The organism is Paenibacillus sp. ALE3, from assembly GCF_054113405.1.
The window spans coordinates 840649-857891 of sequence record NZ_CM134214.1 but is presented as its reverse complement, the minus strand read 5'-3'; the positions used below and the strand labels follow the sequence as shown (position 1 = coordinate 857891).

12 protein-coding genes are annotated in these 17243 nt (G+C 45.4%); 4 read left to right on the top strand and 8 right to left on the bottom strand.

Annotated elements, in window-relative coordinates; all coding sequences use genetic code 11:
- Positions 1 to 135 precede the first annotated feature (135 nt).
- Complete coding sequence (locus tag ACXHJ2_RS03940) at positions 136 to 1992, top strand: beta-glucoside-specific PTS transporter subunit IIABC (RefSeq protein WP_165081734.1); 1857 nt, start codon at positions 136 to 138, stop codon at positions 1990 to 1992.
- Positions 1993 to 2126: 134 nt separating this feature from the next.
- Positions 2127 to 2642, top strand: a complete 516-nt coding sequence (locus ACXHJ2_RS03935; RefSeq protein WP_165081732.1) for a thioredoxin family protein — start codon at positions 2127 to 2129, stop codon at positions 2640 to 2642.
- A gap of 196 nt (positions 2643 to 2838) precedes the next feature.
- Here the strand turns inward: ACXHJ2_RS03935 and ACXHJ2_RS03930 are convergent, their stop codons facing one another.
- Entirely contained in the window at positions 2839 to 4194 is a 1356-nt protein-coding gene (locus ACXHJ2_RS03930; RefSeq protein ID WP_165081800.1) for a sugar phosphate nucleotidyltransferase, read from the bottom strand.
- A gap of 161 nt (positions 4195 to 4355) precedes the next feature.
- Between ACXHJ2_RS03930 and ACXHJ2_RS03925 the strand changes: the two genes are divergently transcribed.
- Positions 4356 to 5051, top strand: coding sequence for a response regulator transcription factor (locus tag ACXHJ2_RS03925; protein WP_013372723.1), 696 nt, complete (start codon positions 4356 to 4358; stop codon positions 5049 to 5051).
- A gap of 41 nt (positions 5052 to 5092) precedes the next feature.
- On the opposite strand, the gene ACXHJ2_RS03920 is transcribed toward ACXHJ2_RS03925, so the two are convergent.
- From ACXHJ2_RS03920 to ACXHJ2_RS03910, 3 genes are read right to left on the bottom strand one after another with little or no spacing between them, the layout of a single operon-like run.
- A complete protein-coding gene (locus ACXHJ2_RS03920) occupies positions 5093 to 9520 on the bottom strand; it encodes a hypothetical protein (protein WP_165081730.1) in 4428 nt (1475 codons plus the stop codon).
- A 50-nt stretch (positions 9521 to 9570) separates the two neighbouring features.
- Complete coding sequence (locus ACXHJ2_RS03915; RefSeq protein ID WP_165081728.1) at positions 9571 to 11304, bottom strand: ATP-binding protein; 1734 nt, start codon at positions 11302 to 11304, stop codon at positions 9571 to 9573.
- Complete coding sequence (locus tag ACXHJ2_RS03910; RefSeq protein WP_013372726.1) at positions 11301 to 11747, bottom strand: hypothetical protein; 447 nt, start codon at positions 11745 to 11747, stop codon at positions 11301 to 11303. The genes ACXHJ2_RS03915 and ACXHJ2_RS03910 overlap by 4 nt, the downstream gene beginning before the upstream one ends.
- Before the next feature lie 45 nt (positions 11748 to 11792).
- Here ACXHJ2_RS03910 and ACXHJ2_RS03905 point away from each other — a divergent pair, with 45 nt between their 5' ends.
- Complete coding sequence (locus tag ACXHJ2_RS03905; protein ID WP_013372727.1) at positions 11793 to 12497, top strand: response regulator; 705 nt, start codon at positions 11793 to 11795, stop codon at positions 12495 to 12497.
- Here the strand turns inward: ACXHJ2_RS03905 and ACXHJ2_RS03900 are convergent.
- From ACXHJ2_RS03900 to ACXHJ2_RS03885, 4 genes are read right to left on the bottom strand one after another with little or no spacing between them, the layout of a single operon-like run.
- A complete protein-coding gene (locus tag ACXHJ2_RS03900) occupies positions 12465 to 13376 on the bottom strand; it encodes a glycosyltransferase family A protein (RefSeq protein ID WP_137079138.1) in 912 nt (303 codons plus the stop codon). The genes ACXHJ2_RS03905 and ACXHJ2_RS03900 overlap by 33 nt on opposite strands.
- Positions 13336 to 14562, bottom strand: coding sequence for a glycosyltransferase family 4 protein (locus tag ACXHJ2_RS03895; protein ID WP_013372729.1), 1227 nt, complete (start codon positions 14560 to 14562; stop codon positions 13336 to 13338). The genes ACXHJ2_RS03900 and ACXHJ2_RS03895 overlap by 41 nt, the downstream gene beginning before the upstream one ends.
- Positions 14546 to 15811 carry a polysaccharide biosynthesis protein gene (locus ACXHJ2_RS03890; protein WP_165081726.1) on the bottom strand — a complete coding sequence of 422 codons (1266 nt, stop codon included), beginning with the start codon at positions 15809 to 15811 and terminating at the stop codon, positions 14546 to 14548. Before ACXHJ2_RS03890 ends, ACXHJ2_RS03895 begins: the two co-directional genes overlap by 17 nt.
- A 4-nt stretch (positions 15812 to 15815) precedes the next feature.
- Entirely contained in the window at positions 15816 to 16937 is a 1122-nt protein-coding gene (locus tag ACXHJ2_RS03885; RefSeq protein ID WP_013372731.1) for a glycosyltransferase, read from the bottom strand.
- Between the last annotated feature and the right edge of the window lie 306 nt (positions 16938 to 17243).

Sequence of the window (17243 nt, the reverse complement as noted above, 5' to 3'; positions counted from 1 at the left end):
AGTGCGTCGTTTTCACCACGAGTTTAGGTTTTTCTTGTTTACAAGGTTATAAAGATGCACGCCGGCGCATCTTAGCAACAGCAGTAAACGGTAAATCCTATCAGTAGCAAGAATAACACTTAAGGAGTTCTGAACATGAGTGATAAAGAGCTATCCAAAAAAATAGTGACTCTCGTTGGCGGCGAAGAGAATGTCAATTCGGTATTCCATTGCGCTACACGCTTGAGATTTAAATTAAAGGATCGCACAAAAGCGGACAAAGCTGCACTGGAAGCAACGCCTGGTGTCATTACAGTGGTGGAAAGCAGCGGACAGTTCCAAGTGGTCATCGGTAACAATGTAGGCCAAGTCTTTGAGCATATGATGGCAGAAACAAATCTGCAGGATGCGGATAATCCAAATGCGAAAAAAGAAGAATCTTCCGAAAAAACGAATTTTCTCGGCAAAGCGGTCGATATCATTTCCAGCATTTTCTCCCCTCTCTTGGGTGCTCTTGCCGGAGCAGGTTTGCTCAAAGGGATTATGGCCTTAATTGCGTCGCTTCATTGGATTGATACTGCAAGCGGTACGTATCTCATTCTGAACGCCGCTTCGGACAGCGTATTTTATTTCTTGCCTATATTTCTAGCTATTACATCGTCCCGTAAATTTAAGACCAATGCCTTTGTATCAGTCGCAGTTGCTGGAGCACTCGTGTACCCGGATGTTATTGCAGCGGTGGACAATCCGGCAAAACTGGCTTTTCTCGGGATTCCAATCATTCTGATAAAATACAGTTCCAGTGTAATCCCAATTATTCTCGCGGTATGGGTACAATCCTATGTGGAACGCTGGTTTAATTCCTTTGTTCATCAATCAGTTAAAAACATTATCGTACCTATGCTATCACTGCTGGTCGTTGTTCCATTGACGTTTTTGGCCTTTGGTCCAGTCGGTAACCTGATTAGTCAAGGCTTGGCGAACGGTTTTACATGGGTATACAATTTAAGCCCATTGATCGCCGGGGCTGTTGCTGGGGCATTCTGGCAAGTATTTGTTATTTTCGGCGTACACTGGGGCTTCGTTCCTATTATGCTGTCCAATATTCAAACATTGGGTTATGACACGATGCTTCCAATGCTTACAGCAGCCGTACTTTCTCAAGCTGGTGCAACACTGGGGGTATTCCTGAAATCACGAAATACTCAAATGAAGGCTTTGGCTGGTTCCTCTACACTGGCAGCTGTATTCGGGATTACTGAACCTACGATTTATGGTGTAACTTTGAAATTGAAAAAGCCGTTCATTTATGCTTGTATTTCTGGTGGTATTGGGGGCGCGATTATTGCTTCCGGTGGAGCGACTGCAAAATCCTTCTCCCTGCCTAGTTTACTGGCGCTTCCAACTTATTTTGGAGCTGGATTCTTGTGGGTTGTCCTCGGCTTACTTGTTGCCTTTGTACTCGCAGTTGTATTGGTTATGATTTTGGGCTTTGATGATCCAAAAGAAGAAGCTGTAAAAACAGAAACAGCACCCGTAAAAAAAGAAGTAACAATCGAAAAGGAAATCCTCGTAAGTCCGTTGCAAGGTAAAGTGCTCCCATTGGAACAATCTTCTGATGTTGCTTTTGCTTCAGGCGCTATGGGGAAAGGAATCTTGATCGATCCTACAGAGGGTGTGCTGACATCTCCGGTTAACGGAACGATTACGACCGTATTCCCGACCGGACATGCCATCGGTATTACTTCCAATGACGGAGCAGAAATTCTGATTCACGTTGGTGTTAATACGGTGAAGCTGAAAGGACAATTCTTTGACAAGCGCGTCAAAGAGGGTGATGTGGTGAAGCAAGGGCAGTTGTTGCTTGAATTTGATATCAAACAAATTAAGGCGGCAGGCTATACAACGACTACGCCGATCATCGTAACCAATTCCGCTCAATACCTGGATGTACTGAACACCATGGAAACTGAAGTGAAACGTGAGGATTACTTATTGACTGTTGTAGTCTAACGTTTAACTTTCAGACTAAAAGAAGCTTTCCTAATGGAAAGCTTCTTTTTTATACATCATGAGACAAGTGTTACAGCGAAAAATGGAAATATCATATATTGTAAGTTTGAGATTGTAAAAAAAGGAGGATTTCTGTGAAAAAAGGATATATCGCCGGGTTAAGTGTCATTGTGTTGCTTATCATTGGTATCGCTATTTCAGCTGTAGTTAAATTTCAAGACCTAGAGCAGGTAGTTCAGCAGAAAGATAAAGAGATCCAAGCGAGCAAAAGCAATTACCCCGAAATATATGACCACTTGAATACGGTTACAATTGATGGTTTTAAACAATTCATTCAGCAGGATCAAAGTGTATTTGTTTATGTTGGCAGACCCAGTTGTGGCGACTGCAACCGATTTGAGCCTAACTTTAACAAGATGATCGAACAGTATGATCTGGGCTCCAAAATTACGTTTTTGAACGTTCACAAAATTCATAAGGACAAAGCCCAATGGAATAAATTCAAAGCAGATTACAACGTAAAATACACCCCCACGATTGCAGAATTCAGAAACGGCAAGCTGGTGGATAAAATAGAATGGACGCCGAAAAGAGACCTCAGTACAGATGCCGTAAAAGAGTGGCTAACCTCCAAAAAACTCATTTTATAAGCCTCTTTCCTATCCAATTCATTAAGAACAATACGAGTTGTTCATGCAAAAAAGGTATTCAAGCGAACAACGCATGAATACCTTTTTATTGAGCATTTCCAGCCATCAAGCTTGATTAAAAAATAGTTCCTAGCGGTCTTCACTGGCTTCAGATGAACCTCGTTCTTACCCGTTCGTTCCTATATTACAGGCACCTTTATACAGTACGAGCATCAATCGAATCGGGAAATTCATATCGGATAATATCCGTTTCGGATACGATATGTCCGATTTGTGACTCAATGAATTCCAAATCTCCCTCTACTGCACCTATAAAATGCTTGGTACCAGGTTCTACAACGATGACCATACCGGGGGTGACGGTCTGTGTCATCCCATTGATACAGACGCTTCCGGTTCCTGAAACGATGGTCCAAACTTCTTTTCGGAACTGATGCTCATGATAACTGATAAATCTCCCCTTCGAAATGACAACCCGTTTGGTGACCGTTTGTAACCCGCTTGCTGCTTGTTGATGGGATAAGACCGTTTGCTTACCCCAAAAGCGCTCCTCAAAACGCGGCCCAATTTCAATTTCTGCCACCATATCCTTAATTCCTGTTGATGATTGTCGATCCGTAACCAGCACGCCATCCGGCCCAGCAACAACAATAATGTCTGGGACATTCCAAATGCTAACCGGAATCTCCAGTTCATTGATGATATGCGAATCATGTGATGCTTCTGAAATATATCCGGGACCGCTCAGCTTTGAACTCACTTCCCGCACCAACGAATCCCATGTTCCTAAATCTCTCCATTCTCCATGATATGGGAGCACGGAGAGCTTACGAGTGTGTTCTACTACCGCAATATCAAAGCTGGTTTTAGGCAAGTCTGCGTAATTTGTCGAAAGTGTTTCATAATCGGCTGGTAAATCCATTTGTGTCAGCACATCCAATAAAAAGCCGATTCTAAAAGCAAACACTCCGCAATTCCATAACGCTCCTTCACGGATCAATACTTCGGAGCGAATCAGATCAGGCTTTTCTACAAATGAACTCACTCTATAGTATTCCTGGTCAGACAAAGGAGATGAAGGCACAATATATCCATATTTGTCCGAGGGCTCAGTTGGAACAGCCCCCATCAATGCGATATGGCTTCCTGATTGCTCTAATATCGAAGGAAGCCTGCGCAGGTGCTCGAAAAATTCATCCCCCGCATAGCCATCCACCGGCATGACCCCTACGATTTCGTCGCGTGATGCGCCTGCAACATCATGCAAGTAAGCTGTAGCCAGGGAAATAGCCGGAAAGGTATCCCGCTGAGTCGGCTCCTCAATCACCACAGCGTCTCCGCCGATTTGCCCCTGAATCAGTTCGATCTGAGTTCCACTCGTAGAAAAATAAGCTTGATCTGCCAAATCAGCTTCATCTAACTGTCTCCATATCCGTTGCAGCATACTTTCCGGTCGCTCGTCATGACGTAGGATGGAAAGAAACTGCTTGGGGCGGTTCACATTGGATAAGGGCCATAGTCGTTTACCCGAACCTCCGGATAATAAAATCATTCGCAAAGATGCAACCTTCTTCCTTTAAATTCATATTTTCCTTACATTATAGGACTGTTTGCTTTTCGTGCTTTTGCCGAATACATAAGTATGTAACATCGTAGAACATACATAGTTATACAATGTTAATTGTATCTTTGTCCGTACAGGAGATGTCTGTCATGCCTACAAAAATACTCATCATTGAAGGTCAAAAAAGTTTGGCTGATATGATTGCTCTTCATCTTCAAGAGGAAGGCTATCATACCGAACTAATCTATGATTGTAAACTCGCAATTCCTACATTAATGCACTTTAAGCCGGACATTATTGTGACCGCGCTAATGTTTTCCGGTAAAGTCGAATGTGAGCTGATCAGCCACATCCGCCAATTTACTACGGTTCCTGTGCTCGTCATCTCTAATAACACCCTGCTGAACACAAGAATAAAGGCTCTAGACGACGGAGCGGATGACTTTTTATGCAAGCCCTTCAGTCTGAGAGAGTTAAACGCCCGCATCAAAGCCTTGCTGCGCCGCAGTGGCAGCAACATGCTCACTGAGACACCAACGATAACCCAAAAGCTTAAAAAGGTAAGAGTCTGGGTGAATGATTACCGTCATAGCCTGTTGGTCGATGACCAGGAAATCGAAGTTACTCACATCGAATTTTCTATTATAAAAGAGATGTCCTGCAATCCAGGGAAAGTTTTTACCCGTAGCGAATTGATGGATCGGGTCAAAGGTGGCGATGGCGCTTATCTGGATCGTACCATCGACGTACATATCTCCAGCCTCCGCAAAAAAATTGAACGTGACCCTAAAAATCCTCAGCATATCCGTACCGTTTGGGGCAGAGGCTACAAATACGAGATGTAGCCCTATAGTAACGGTCTGGTTCCCTCTGGGCAGCTTGCTTCTTATGGAAGCTTCCGCTTTGTCCATCGCCGATAAGGAAGAAAACAAGCTGCTCCACCCAATATACCTATGACAAACAATACCCAGCCAAAACGGTAGGCTGAAGCCAGAATAATGACAACCTTACCGTTTCCGCTGCCATTCGTTATGAATCCGGTCGTTACTCCATTCACAGACAGACGTGCTCGCTGATTTTCGCTACCCAGCCTGAACTCCCATAATGGATTGGGTGATTCTGTCTCCCGGATCAGCACCTGCTGATGCATTGGATTATATAGTGTAAAGCTGCGTTCCATGGAATTTTCACGAGTAGCCTGAATGCTTTCCGAAGCGTGTGGTGCCATAAAAAAGGTTTCCATATCCGTTCCCTCAAACAGCGTAAATTCATCCACTGTAATCATTGCTTGATAAGGGATGATGGAATATTGCCTCATTTGAAATAAGCCTGATTGCTTCTTGTGCGCATGCGCCAATATCTGAAACTGCATCAAGGCGGTTCCTGCTGGAGCCTTCACTATTTGATCATAATGATTCCATTGCTCCTTATCTCTCTCCTCTACCTCATCAATATAGGAGGTTTGAAGAATCTGGGACGCTTTATTTAGGAAAATGATCTTCATGTGCCGACTTCCAATTTGTTCTGATCGCGCATCCAACTGCACCACGTACTCTTGCAGCGGCTCTGCCTTCATTTTTTTGGACGCATAAATATTCCAGTCACAGGAATAACTAGGTGCGTAACGGATAGACAGTTGTTTGTTCTGGATGGACAGATTCGTCTGACCAGGCCGAATATCTGCTACACATCCAACATCCGAGCCCAATGATTCCTTCGTGTCCTGCCCAGGCATTACCGTCACTTCCTGCCCGTCCATTCGATGAATATCTGTAAAATGGCTCAATGACGGCACCTGACTGTCCAGGGCAAGGGTTAAGCGATATTTTCCCTTGGTTAAGAATAAATTTTTGAACTCTACTCGGCCATAGTCGTTCAGCAGACCGGGAATTTGTATAATTTTCTTGGCAAAACCATCCTGATTGGGCACCGTTTCAATAACCTGCTTTTCGGATAATGAGGTAGCGGGTAACCGCTTATATGACTCACCCGTACGAATTGTTCTGGTCAGCACCTCTCCAGTCTCTTCATTCTTCCATTTCATTGTTAATGATCCTTCGTATCCGGCAGGTAGATTAGCCGAAATTGCTGTGGCATAGGTTCCCGTTTTGGCGACTTCCACCTCTCTGCTTAACGTCCCTTTTTGGTAACTGATTCCCCGTCCCATACTAAGTCTTGGTAACGCACGTTCCGTCTGCACATTCCCTTGGGCATTAAAATCGCTCTCTGCCTCCAAGGTGAAAAAGAGCTTGCCCCGCTTCAATGCCTGCTCCACCGGAAAGGATAACCGATCTAGTTGATCCACAGGAACAATCGCAAATTGATTGACCGCATTAAAGCCTTGCAGGTTATTAACCGTGACTGGGTTATCTCCTTTTGCAAAAACATGTTCTCCCAGATCGACCCATTGGAATTGGTTTAATCCCTCATCATGGGTCTTGATGTTAGTCACTCCATCCGGCAGTGTGACTTGCAATTTCCCGCCTGCCTTATTCATGAACACTCTAGCATATACATGCGAGGTTTGAGGCTGGTCCATCTTTTTATGCATCGTAAACGTGTTAGGCTTACTGTATTGCCCCAAATCACGCAGCTGAATATCGTGAATCCACCAGTAATTTTTTTGCTGCGGACGCTGGAGGGTTAACAAATCCATTCGCATCCAATAGCTACCAGGTGGTGAAACGTATTCCCCGTAAAATTTTACACTGTCAAAATTATAGCCCTCTGAAGGTGCCACAACATAGCTGACCCCCAGCTCACGCATTTGCTTATCATAAAACCTCATTTTTACATGCATTTTGTTCGTCCCACGGCCAGAAACGGTGATGTGGAACTGATATGGATTATTTTCCTTGGCTTCTAGCAATCCAGATCTGGCGACCTGCCATATATTACTCGGATCTCCCTTCATAATCTCGCCATGCAGAGTCGGCACATCGTTTGATTCCTCTCGGGGGTTAGCCTGCACACTGAACAACTGCGGATTATCAGGCTTGAAAAAGGTTTCCGTTCTCAGCATAGAGTCAAAATCCAGCACCGTATTCCCTTCAATGCTGCTCATCTGATACGGTGCTACATCCAGCTTCTTACTGGCAAAGGTGACTGCAATCCCTGCATCCATCTCCATATCAAACGGGAAGTTCCGTATATTTTGGGAGGATAAATACCACAACCAATCGTTGGTTGATGCAAAAGTTTTGGACCATTTCAAAAAAGCATTGCCATCCTCAATCGCATCAAAAGGCCGCAAGTAATTCTCTGCCGGGAGCTGTGACAACAGCAAGTCATTGAAGGAGACTGCCTCCACATAATCCCCCTTGTTGACCGTCTGAATGGTGTTTAGCTCAGGCTTCAACGCGCTGAACAGCACTCCAAAACGGCTGAAATCAAAACCAGGCAAATGACTATAGCTCTCCAGCCGGCTAAATCCGTAAGGTGTCACAATTTTACTTGCAAGGATATTCATATAGGGCGGTGCCTGATCAAGATTGAATATGGAAAATAAGTCGTTCTTATACGTACGTTTCAACCCGGTCTGACCTTCCAGCTGAGACAGGTGGAAATCCTGCCGCTTCTCCTGTCCCTCATATTCGTCATGGTAGACCAACTGGTTGACCCCAAAAGTAGAGAATAGCCAGCCTAATCGCGAGCTTAATCCGTTGTCCATAACATACTGCAGAAAATTCATATAGTATGTAATACCGGGATCATTGCCTTCATGATGAAAGATCGTATTTTTAGGAGAAGAGTATACCTGAAAATCTCCAGTCGCCTTCTCGGTTGCCGTCTTTCCTTTATTCCATTTGGGCGTCGCTACTCCGTTATAGCTTTGAATCATATTATCAGCAATTGGAAAATACAGTGCCTTGCTGTCAAAACGATCTGAGTCAGTCAGCTTTTCAGCCATTTGACTATAATCCTCCGGCACTTGTACCGGCTTGTAATACCCCTCAATGAACTGCGTACGCAAGGGAGCCAAATACACGCCCAGGCACAAAACGACGATAACAACCGCCAGCTTTTTATACCCACGCTGTAGCGGTGATGATCCAAACCATTCCATACATTGAATGACGCCAAAGGTCAGCAACACTCCGAAATTAAGGGAGAGCAGTCCAATAAATTTGTTAGGATCACGGAAAACCGAACCAATCACAGGGGTTTTCGTAACCAGAATGACAAACCACTTGGCAATGGACGGAAATGTCGTTCCAGTCGCTGCAACCATAAATAACAGCGTAAGGAGCGAGAAGATCAGAATGATCGGATTTTTATGTGAACGTGTCACCATCGCGTACCCGATCAATAGCAACAAGAATCCCCCACCTACATAAAACATCGCAGGCAGCGAGGAAAACGAGAACATGGGCCACCAATAGCTCAGTAAATAACCCACATTATATAAACTGCTGTTACGGCTGAACAGAGACAACGTATCCACGACGTTGATATTATGCTGAGACGCTTGAGCGTCCATCAACATGCTGCCTACATACAGGGACAACCAATAAAAACTGAGCAGACCAAAAAACACGCCAAAAATCATGCCTTTACGCAAAAAATTACCGTATAAGGGCTGTAAATAGGCGCGCCCTGCCTTACGATGGGTCCAGGTCAGTTTGAGCAGAAGCAACATGGTGAACAATCCCAAATAAATCATCCCAAAGAAAAAATAATGAATGGCCGCAGCACTCACGGTGAATACTGCAGCCAGCAAGAACAGGTCAATCCAGTTCCGCTGATACAATTTATGGGGATGATAGTTTTTAATTTGTTGAATTTGAAACTTGGGGTCCACCGCACTGAAAAAAAATCGCAGCATTAACGGAAACAAACTATAGCCACAAAGCAAATAAATATGCTGGATGCGAAAAATAACCCACGGATTCAGTGCATAAAACAACGAACCCACCACAATGGCAAAAATACGGGTTTTCGTAAAGCTTGGTGAATAATACACGCTGACCAGTCGCTTGGCAAAGGCATACATCGAAAAAGCCGAAACAAATAACAAGCCTGTGATAAACGACTTGAGCAAAACCGGACCGCTTTCGTCAAATAATAATGAAAGTCCATAGAAAGGCAAGATGTACAGAATGCGTGGAGCATTGAACAGAGTCGAGGTAGACCATCGTTCGTTCCATACCCCGGTTATTTCCTCCAGATACCGATGAGAGGTGGCTCCAAAGGCAATGTCACTGAACACGATTTGGCCTGGTCCATAGATGGGGGCAAGATACGCAACGATCGCAACCAGCATCCATATGATTGCCGCCATATCGTAGCGATAGCGAAATATCCACTTTTTCATGCTTGTCCCCCTCTCTTGAACTTCTTGTGTATCGGTTGGTTATCTAGGACCTATCTTCTCAAATGAACGATGGCCTGCAATCCCTGATCGGTATTACGCAGCTTTAAGCGACCACCTATAGTCTTCAGATATGCATCCATATGATACAGGCTGAACGTATGCTCCTGCGCATTTTGGGAATAATCCGGCTGGAAATAACTCCAACGCATCTTATCATCAATCCCGCCGCCTGTGTCTTCAATCATAATCATAATTTCAGCTTCTTCCAGGCGTGAGCTAACCTTAAGCATATGAGATTGCCGCTTGGACCGCAGGCCCGTTCGGCCCCGTTCCTGCTCCTCCAGCTGCTCTCCATCTCGGTTCATGGCCTCTACTGCATTTTCCAGCAACCCCTGAATCGTTTTGTACAGCATAGGTGCTTGTGCTGCAATGGATGGAACTGGCTCTTGCCGCGTGATCACTTGAATGTGCTTCATATTCAGCGAACGGTTCGCCCATTTCAGTGATTCAGACAATACCTCGTTCATATCCGTGAAGCTAATTCCACTATTATCATGCATTTTCTCTTCCAGCTCATCACGCAAGCTACGGACACCTGTCAGTAACTCTCCAAGTGAGGATTCCTGTCTGAGACGACCCTGGATGAAATTTTCATTCAGCTCGCGGAAATACTCCAGTTCCTCATGAGATGCTCCTTTTCCCTGACTGGAAGCCACTTCAAAGCGGTTGGCTAGATCTTGATAAAATCCCAACAGCTTTAAATCATCGCCGCCCGTGAGACGGCTAGTCTGTTCTTGCAGCTCTTGCAGCTGCTGCTCAATCGTCTGCATTAACGGCAAATAATACGTGTCCTGCTGCTGTCGCATATCTTCATCCCGCCGCTGGTCACGCACTTGATTGTTCACGATGGCATCTTTCACAATCCGTTTGCGGAACTGGATGAGCATGGCCCACAGAATCATGAGTATTAGAGCCATCACCATCCACAACTGTTTGCGAAAGGAGCTAATTCGCTGGGCAGTGTCCTGACTAATATCCTTAACCGATATGTAAAGGGCCTCTTCCCCAATGCGGCTGAATCCTATTCCGTATTTCTCTCCACGATCTTCAACGATACCCGTATTGCCCTCCAGCAGCTTACGGGTTACACCCGTGATATCCGTCCGGTTGATATCCGGAGTATTTCGGGAAGCTACGATCTTGAATTGACCGTTATAAAATAAAGTCTCATGCTGATTCACCGGCTTACTTTTAATAATTCCACTAAGCATCTCAGCGTCAACCGTACGCACCATAAAACCGCCCGTCTGCGCCCCTTGAATCCTGCACGCTATATACTGGGCAGGCTGATGATCCTCAGTCACAAAAGAGCTTATCGCACAACCATTTTGCAGCCACTTAATCTGCTGGACTGCACTCTTCATCTCACGATTGTCACGTCCGGCCATCACATGATACTGTTCATCCAGCACATAAAAAGACCCGCTTTCACGCTTAAACCCCTCAGCATACTGGCGTGTTCCCTGATTCAGTATCTCTCTGCCCAGACTGGACGACAGCTCTTTTAGTTCAGCCTGCCATGCGGCATAACGCTCCGTTATGCTGCCAGACAGTTCCTGTACCTCATACTGGAGCTGCTCATTCTGAATCTCCGCCAAGTGACCGCTGAATTGCCGCATGACAAACCATTGTAGCACAGCGGCCAAGAACACGGTCACACACAGGACGATCAGGTACAGGATCAGCTTTTGCCAGCTTGGTCTCAACAAAGCCCATTGCTTCATGCCCTGTCCCCTCCATTTTGTTCAAGACGGCTCAAAATTGCTTGCATCAGGCATTCCAGCTCGTAGCTGACCAGCGGTAGACGCGCGCATAGCAACCGGGGAGTGCGACGCTGGAGTGCGGCAAACCTCGCAGCGGTTTCCGTTGCCCCGTCCGTCAGCAGAATCAACTCGCATGTTTTTGCGATATACAGGCGATCCAAATCTTCCTCGCTGTATGCTCGCAAATCAACAACGTAAATATCATGACGGTCGTCCATATGCTGAAGTGCGCTGGAGACAGCCAAGGTCACCCCTGTATGTCGCGCAGCATGATATTCGTGAAGAAGACGCATCCCTTTTTCCCAGAGCGCATGTTCAGCCGAATCAAATCGTTCACAAAAAAGACGCAACGCCCGTTCTGTACTGACATCTTTCAAAAATGCCAAAACGCTGATATTATACATGTAGTTCCTCATTTCTTACTTCCTGATTGGAGTTGCGCAGTTCTTATGACACCCCAAAACATTCTATTTGTTGACGACAGTCCAATGGTTCTGTCCCTGCTTGAACGGACATTGATGCAAGAAACATTCACCTTACATACCGCTCACACGCCTAAAGAAGCCCTGCAAGTGCTGGAAAAGTATCCGATTGATGTAGTCGTTTCCGATCTGCTTATGCCTGGTTTGGACGGAATTACGTTCCTTCGTATGATTAAGAAGGATTATCCGCATATCGTACGCATCATTTTATCTGGTCACCTGCATACGCAGTCTATTTTATCGGCCATTAATCAAGTCGGCGTGTTCCGTTTTCTAACGAAACCGCTGGAGCTGGATGATGATACGCTAAAAAAGATACTGTATGAGGCGCTTGATCAGGCTAGGCTCAATCGAAACAGCCTGTATGCAAACCAGAACGTCGCATCTGACCTATCGGTATTTATAAACAGCATTTTGAATGCTCCGTACCGACCGTATGTACTGCTGAATGATCAAGATATCGTAACTGCCGTACACATTGCACTTGCTGAGCTGTATCCTGTTGGCTGCTCACTGCGTCATCCTGACGGTGAAGGTATTCAGTTAACTCCGCATTCATTATATATACCGTATGAGGAGCCGGAATCTTCCGATCCCGACCTGTACTCGCTGGATACGCTGACCCTCGGTCATTCATCGTTACGCCTTATCCGCCTTAGCGAGATCGCCTGAGTGACGGGTGCCGCCCTTTAACATGGCGGCTACCCCAATCACAGTCAGGCAGGTATACATCCACAACATCCCCGCCGTCAGCAGCGGATGGCGGATGTAGTTTTTCACATTCCCCCATGTATACAACACCGGACGGAAGAAGTACCAACGTTCCAGCGCCTTTCGCAATCCGCCCTCTTCAGATGACATTGTACGATCCATTACCGAGAAGTAGTAGGCTTTTTTACGTAATACATCCTGCAGATATACCTGTTTTTCGTCATGATATACCCGTGTAAAAACCGCCCGGCGAATGACTCCGCCAGACTCTATATAGCGCAAGGTCGGCTGTATTTCTTCAAAAGCAATCTGCTCCGCATTAAATCCGCCTGTCGATTCGTAAGCGCTCATTCGCCAGAAGCGTGCTGCTTCAATAGAGCGTTTTCCCAAGGTCTCTCCCGCGTTGTTAATGACATTCCGCTCGAAAACTTTCACTTTGGAAAAAAAATTATTCGCTTCCGAATATGCCTCCTCCGGAACAACCAAGGCGCCAATATCTTGATGATTGTCAAAAAAGTCGATGCTCTGCTGAATCAGATGTTCGGCTAAAATCATATCGGAATCCAATACAAATATGTATTCAGCCCCCAAGTGTTTCGCTTCCTCAACTGCCCTGACCCTCGCAACTCCCCGCTCTCCATGAGGAAGCTCTAGTATCGTTACGGGTACCGAACTTCCTGCTGACAGCATACGAATCGTCTCAACCGTCCGGTCATTGGAGCCATCATCAGCAACTACAATATGCAGATCCTTGTAATTTTGCCCTAAACAGCTTCGCAAACAAGGCTCTATCGTACGTTCATTGTTGTACGTGGAGAAGAGAATGACCACTTTGTCCACTCTGTTCCGCCTCCTCTGCCCAATTCTCCATCAACTGCTCAAACGCGGCAGCTGTATGATCAAAATGGAATCTTAGCGCATATTGATACGCTCGCTCACGGATGGCCATGTAATCTTCGCCACCCTTTGCTGCTCTTTCCATTTGTTCAGATAATCCCCGAATATCGCCGTGAAAGCATAAATATCCGCTTTTTCCGAAATCCGTCGCATCCACCAGACCGGGTGAATTGCTGACAATACTGGGTGTTCCAACGGCTGCCGCTTCCGTAATCGTTAACCCCCAGCCTTCACGCAGGGAGGGAAACACAAGCGCATGGGCACGACTCATCAGCTCCAGCTTATGCTCTGCTGAAACAAATCCGTAAAAGGTAATATCGGCTTGGGATTGTCCTTGTTCATCCGGTTCTCCGTATGTCAATTCATACCGCTCTATAATCGGTAATAATTGTTCTGTCACATAGGTTTTATCGGTTTTTCCAGCAATCCATAACATAGCCTGGGGGAACTTTTCCTTGAGCTGCCCAAAGGCTTCAACGACCAGATCAATGCCTTTATATTTAACGAAGCGTCCGGCATACATAAAGGTCGGGTTAGACTCCTTCATTAAAAATTGTTCACGCGGCCAATGATCAAACTCAATGCCTTCCGGTAAAAGGTGAACACGATCCGGGTGAAAGCCCAGCTTAAGCAGATCATACCGGGTAGACGGGGATACGGTGAGCGTCCGATCCTTCCGAGCCAGCTTAAGCATCAGGGGCTCCATATGAAATCCAATCATATTTAGCGGAAATCGAGCATTTTCATACCATATTTCCCTTGTTAGCTGGTGTATGAAAAAGATCCGCTTGGATGCCTCCACCCAAAATCGGGTAAAGAACTGATGCGTATTCGCCTGATTAATTACATAGTCAATCTGCTGCCGATGAAGACGGTAATAGCGCATCGCATAATAAATAACACTGTATATGTTTCCTTTTCGAATATACGTAATACCGTCAATGACTTCATGCTCAGGCATCCCCTCAAATTGGGGTGAGAAATGAATGAACTGAAAACGGCCTTGCTGTGTGCGTTTCAGCATTTCATGGGTGAAAATTTCTGCTCCCCCGCTTTTCGGAGAACGAATGTCACGCCAGGAAAGCAATAGAACGACGGTTTTACCGTTCTGTTCAAGTATGGTATTCATGGGGTGAATCCCCCCTTATCTTTATTTTGAATAAATATATATAGGCATCTATCACAAAATAGAGAGACAGTGCCCCATAAACAATGAACTCTGACAGCAAAAAGTCTACTGGGTCTGTGTGAGCCATATGAAAGGCTGCTACTAAAACAGCTGCTCCTGCTACCAGACTAAATATAAATTTGCGTCTGCCCACCAATACGTGCACATGCACAAAAAACATCACGATGGAAAATAGCCAGTACACCCACCCCCCCCATGGAATATAGGCCTCAGCTGACTGGTAAGAAGCTCCGAATAATATGGGAATAGACGTTGGGAACACAAAGGTCGTGCCCACATATACACACAGCGCAGCAACAGCCATTAACCCAGCATAGATGGCAATTAACTTGCCCAAAGCCTGACGGTCATGCCCCTGCGCACCGATCTTGGGAATAAAGGCCGCGATCAGGCTGTAGGAAACGTAATAGACCAATTGGCTGTACTTCAGCGCAATGGCATAGCTGCTGGCTTGCTCGGGAAAGTAATGCTGTACATACAACATGTCGATGGAGATACAAAATAGAATGAATAAATTCGTCATAAGGCTATCGGTAAAATCCTGACCTAGCGACTTCCATAACCCAGAAGGGATACGTTCTCCACTGTGTGTAGATAAGGATAAGCCACGAGCCGAAACGATCCAGCCGTGAAGCAGCGACAGCAACATTCCTCCGCAACTTGCCAACAGTAGCGCTTCCAGCTTTAAACCTAGTGCGGCCAGGACAAAAAACAGGCTTAGTTTCCCTAATACCTCAATGTAATAATTCACATTGAGCGCTAGCATGCGTTCCCTACCCTGTAAATCTCCGCGGCATGAACTCACCAGAATATGCAATCCGATCAAGGCATACAGCATGAACAGCGGGCCAGACTCAACACCCAATAGCGAGCGCAGCAACGGATGAACGGAAAGTAAAATGATCATGGCAAGCACAGTTAGCACTAGAGGTGCTTTTAGTAATAGAGAACCGAGCGGTAAGCTGCGTAGCGGAAGCTTCTTGTCACCCTTGGATACCAGCTTGGCGGTTAATAGCTGGATGGATAAGCCCAAAACGGACAGCAGTGCAAAGAGGGCCAGCAGCGCGTTCGCCTGACCATAGGCTTGTCCGGTAAGATACCAGCTCGCTGCAATGTGGAAGAAAAAATTAAATCCGTTAAGCAGCACATTAAAGAGGGGGAACATCAACGAACGCAGTCGGTTGTTCACGTGGTTATCTCACCCGCCGATCCAGTCGCCAAATCTCAATGATAGAGCGCAAAAAACGAATGGAATCTTTCCAGACATGAATGTGCGAGCCATCTCGGTCAATGCATTTGACGGGTAATTGCAGCACACGGAGCTGAAGTCGCTTGGCAATAAACATCATCTCCAGATCCAGCGCCAGTCCGAGTTGTTCCTTCAAATGTGGAAACATCCGCTTCACGGCAACCGAACTCATCACTTTAAGACCCGTCTGGGAATCTACCACACCTGTTGGTAAAAAGGGGCGAGAAACGACCCTTTTCCCAAAGCTGACGATAGATCGCAATAAAGAGCGATTCTCGGCGGTCATATCTTTGGTTCCAATCACAACATCATAGTAGCCCTGCTGAACAACATTAATCATTCTGGCAATGTCCTCAATAAAAAAGGAATCGTCCGCGTCCACAAATACGTAGTAATCCGCACCGATGGTCCGCATTCCTTCGAGATACGTCCCTGCCTTGCGCGTATTGCGTCCCAATTCCCTTGTTTGAAGCAGCGGACTCAGGTTCTGGTTAATCCGGTTTACGGACAAGTCAGTTGCCGCCTCCAGCGCTTTAATCAAGGCATTCGTGCCATCGTGACTACCATCATCAATGAGATAAATCGAACCCTCTATAATATGGCTGCGGATAAAGGTTTGCAGTCGCTCAGCAAAGGTTTTGACATGAACAAAACGTTTCTCTTCGTTATATACAGATAAGATGAATGCAACATGTTGGCTTTTGGTCGAATACTCGGGATAGAGCAAGCTTTGTATTTCAGAAATGATTTCTTCGGTATCATTGGCTTGCCAAAATAGCAGACGCAATCGGCCTACTCCGATAATTTGCACCATATGCTGATCACTGAACGGAAAGGTTACATCCGTCACCAATAGCAATGGCATTTGCGGAAATTGGCTACGGATCTGATTAGCTTTCCGCACGGCTTGCCCCGGCTCCCTATAATCAATCAGGCAGCAACATGCATCCTCGTAGACTGAAGCGGTCTCCGTGTCCTCGCACTGTATATATTGGTAAAAACAAATCACATTGGGATAATCAATAGCCCTGTTGTTATCGCTAAAAATGGCTATAGGTCCCTGCACACAAACCTCTCCTTTTCCTCCGAATAATTCTATTTTGTTGAAAAAGAATTAAAAATGTTTGCTTAGCAAGATTAAATTAATGTCCAAATACTTCATATTTTCTTAACAAAATAGCTCACATCCCTTGATATATAAACATTTAAGAGAAGAAAAATCTATTTTCATATTTGATAAAAACAGAGTATTTGGACCTGATTCATTAGGACTATAAACATGCGAATTACAAGATGAATCCGAAATTAAAATTGGTTCTATAGGATTAATAAGAAGATATATATAAGGTCTTTTTGTCATAGATAAATAGAA